The sequence below is a fragment of the Flavobacterium sp. genome (genome assembly GCF_043779715.1).
GTDB lineage: Bacteria > Bacteroidota > Bacteroidia > Flavobacteriales > Flavobacteriaceae > Flavobacterium.
Map to the genome: position 1 here is coordinate 1 of NZ_JAYWDT010000105.1, position 3,776 is coordinate 3,776.

The window sequence follows — 3,776 nt, forward strand, 5'->3', positions numbered from 1 at the left end:
CAAACCAATGAGGCTTGGTTTACCAAAACTCCAGGTTTAAAAGTAGTTTATCCAGCCTTTCCTTATGATGCAAAAGGTTTGCTGAATGAGGCTATTAATGATCCAAATCCAGTGTTGTTTTTTGAGCACAAGCAATTGTACCGAAGCGTTTACCAAGACGTTCCTAAAGATTATTACACGTTACCATTAGGAAAAGCAGCGCTACTGAAAGAAGGGAATTCGGTTACTATTATTGCTTTTGGAGCAGCAGTTCATTGGGCTTTAGATACTTTATCAAAAAATCCTGAAATTTCAGCAGATTTATTGGATTTAAGAACCTTACAACCTTTAGACACCGACGCTATTTTTGCTTCTGTAAAGAAAACGGGCAGAGCTATTATTTATCAGGAAGACAGCATGTTTGGTGGTATTGCAAGTGATCTTTCGGCACTAATTATGGAACAATGTTTTGAATATTTAGATGCACCAGTAAAACGTGTGGCAAGTTTAGACACACCCATCCCTTTTACAAAAGCATTGGAAGATCAATATTTGCCAAAAGGTCGTTTTGAAAATGATCTGAAAGAACTCTTGTTATATTAGTTGTAATTTAATAGTTAGGTTATTTTTAGTATTTTAATTCTAAAAATAACCTAATATCCAATAAATAATTATAAAAATAAGAATGGTGCCAAAGCAGCCACCACCTAGTTTTTTAGCACCGTAGCCCGCTATAATAGTTTTAAAAAATCCGTTCATGGTATTTGTTTTTAATTACTTATGAATAATACTCTTTTGTTAAACGCATTATTTTTTTATATAGTATAGCATTTTACATTTTGTTTAAATACAATGTTTAAAAATAAATTCGCTCCATAATTTGGGCATTATTATTTGATATTTTATTTTTGAAAAATAATATTATCAAACTATAATGAAGCCACTAAAAGAAAAATTACTCATTAAAGATGCCACCATTCCTAAAATTCAATTTGATAAAGAATGGTTTTACAAACTAGACGATATGGCTTTTTACCTGAAAGAAGATTTATCAGAAGTTGAATTTGTATTTTTGCCAATGATTATCGAAGGTGAACAAGAATTTGTAAAGTGCGCTGCATTTGATGATATTATTAGAGGTAGGAAAGAAATAGAATAGCATCTGTTTCCTTCTTAACGATTACTCAATTTTGCTTTTTCCTTAATAATATCGCTAATTTTTTTGTTTTCGATTTTGCTTTCCAGCCAAGAAATAATATCTAGATATAAAAAAGCTCTTTTTTCATAGGTGTTTTTCTCCAGTTCGATAAAACGTGCTCTCATTTTTACAAACTCCTTTTTGATATCTGTTGGATAAATGGAGTTTAAACTTTTTAAAAACTTGATGATTTCTTTTTGCACTTCATGCAAATCATTCATTTTAAGTAAAAACTTGTACGTGTTTTTGAGTTGATTTTCTAAATAGTAATCCTTACCCAATTCATAATGTGCAATCAAACAAAGTAGTCTCGAAAAACACATTAAATCCTCTCGCATAGAAAGATTTTTGTTGTTGATGATTTTTTCTAAGTACAAAATACATTCGGCATATTTTTCGGTGCCAAAATAAATAGAGGCAATTTTGTAATAAAACAACATTTCGTGATGCTCGTCAAGATGCTCACTATGCGTTTTTAATTTTGCTAAAATTTCAGGGATTAGGTATTCACTTTCAATAAATGTACCTTCTAGAATATGGAAGTTTAGTTTGTTATTGTACAAATATAAAAAGGATAGGGAAGCAATATTATCGTTTACTGGAAAGCGAGGATCTTTTGTTGTTTCTTCTAATAAAACCAAATATTTTTTGAACTTAGATTTGTATTTCAGCATGTACAAAGACTCCAACAAATAATGGTTCCCTTTTAGAAAAAATACAGGATTCAAATATATCATACTTGGAGTATCATAAAAGAGCGTCACCCATTTTAAAGCATATTTGTAGCACGATAAAAAATCTTGTACCAAAAAACTTCGCCACAAATTTGCATTATAGAACCAGTATTTTTCACGGAAGCCAAATTTTGATTGATCGAATTTTGAAATATGTTTTCTAAAATAATCATCGATATAAGTGAATTCGGCATCCGTTTTTACGTAGCCAGTTTTCAACATAATACCATACAATTGCAACGATAAATTAGACAATTTACTCGAAATAGTATTTCTGTAACTTAATTCCTTGGCTTGCACCACTAATTCGTCAGCACGACCTTGAATACTTCGAGTAATATATTGTGATTCGATTAGTTTTTCGAATTCTACAATTTCATATGCCATTAGTTTTTCGTCATTTTCTAAAGCGAGTATTTTAGTTTTATCTAAAATTTTTAGACTTTGCCTATACAATCCTTTGTTGTATAAAATAGCTGCAAAATCAATTTGTTCACGAATTTGGTAACGCATATTCTGACTAGGAATATTCAATCGAATACTCACTAAAATTTGCTTGTACAAATAGGATTTTAAATTCGATAATTGCACTTTTTTTATGATACCACTTTTCAAAATTAGCTTCTCATCATAGGCATCCGATTTGTCAAGAATATTAAATAGTTCAATAAATTTTGTATTTGAACTCGTTTCTAATCTGCTGGCAAAAATCTTGAATTGTCTTTTTTCAGATTTTGAAAGGGATTTAATTAATACGAATAAGAAATCTTTTTGATGGTTAGCCATTGTAAAATAAGTTAGCTTAGTTTGTTGTTAATCAGGTTTTTATAAGCTTAACAATTGCTTTATAAGCAGTATATTTCATTAAATGGAGTTTCTTAATAACTTAATGAAAGATATTTTTGTTTAGGGTTGTGAAATTACACTAAATAAATGAAAATGAATAGAGAGAAAGTTCAAATTTTTGATACCACTTTAAGAGACGGCGAACAAGTTCCAGGATGTAAGTTAGATACCAACCAAAAACTAGTTATTTCAAATCGATTAGACGAAATGGGAGTAGATATTATTGAGGCTGGTTTTCCGGTTTCAAGTCCAGGAGATTTTTTATCTGTTTCAGAAATCAGTAAAGTTGTTAAAAATGCCATTGTTTGCGGCTTGACAAGGGCCGTTAAAAATGACATAGATATAGCTGCTCAAGCTCTAAAACATGCCAAAAGACCTAGAATCCATACCGGAATTGGCACCTCTGATTCACACATTCGATACAAATTAAATACTACCCGAGAAGACATTATTGCTAGAGCCAAATATGCTGTTTCACATGCTAAATCCTATGTTGAAGATGTTGAATTTTATGCTGAAGATGCAGGTAGAACTGACAATGATTTTCTAGCTCGAGTCTGTGAGGAAGCGATTAAATCAGGTGCTACTGTTCTAAATATTCCAGATACTACAGGATATTGCTTGCCAGAGGAATATGGAGCAAAAATTAAATATTTGAAAGAAAATGTTAGAGGGATTGATAATGTGGTCTTGTCTTGCCACTGCCACAATGATTTAGGAATGGCCACAGCAAATTCTATCGCTGGAGCCATAAACGGTGCCAGACAAATAGAATGTACCATCAACGGAATAGGAGAAAGAGCAGGTAATACGGCACTTGAGGAAGTAGTTATGATTTTTAAGCAACATCCTTATTTAAACTTAGATACTAATATTAATACACGTCAGATCAACGAAATGAGCAGGCTAGTATCTGAAAGTATGGGAATGATGGTGCAACCAAATAAAGCAATTGTTGGAGCAAACGCATTTGCACACAGCTCCGGAATTCATCAGGATGGTGTCATCAAAAACAGGGC

General features: G+C 31.7%; 4 protein-coding genes. 3 read left to right on the forward strand and 1 reads right to left on the reverse strand.

The genetic code is table 11. The features are described 5' to 3' along the window. Together ACH2BG_RS05305 and ACH2BG_RS05310 are read left to right on the forward strand one after the other, a co-directional pair. Positions 1–582, forward strand: a 582-nt coding sequence (locus tag ACH2BG_RS05305; protein ID WP_395046678.1) for an alpha-ketoacid dehydrogenase subunit beta, incomplete at its 5' end; no start/stop codon positions are given. Positions 583–913: 331 nt separating this feature from the next. Further along, positions 914–1,138 (forward strand): hypothetical protein, encoded by a 225-nt coding sequence (locus ACH2BG_RS05310; protein WP_309756953.1) that lies wholly within the window; start codon positions 914–916, stop codon positions 1,136–1,138. A 14-nt stretch (positions 1,139–1,152) separates the two neighbouring features. On the opposite strand, the gene ACH2BG_RS05315 is transcribed toward ACH2BG_RS05310, so the two are convergent. Next, on the reverse strand, positions 1,153–2,697 hold the full coding sequence (locus ACH2BG_RS05315; RefSeq protein ID WP_395046679.1) for a hypothetical protein: 1,545 nt from the start codon (positions 2,695–2,697) through the stop codon (positions 1,153–1,155). Positions 2,698–2,850: 153 nt separating this feature from the next. Here ACH2BG_RS05315 and ACH2BG_RS05320 point away from each other — a divergent pair. Further along, positions 2,851–3,776: 2-isopropylmalate synthase (locus ACH2BG_RS05320; protein ID WP_395046680.1), on the forward strand; the 926-nt coding region annotated here is incomplete at its 3' end.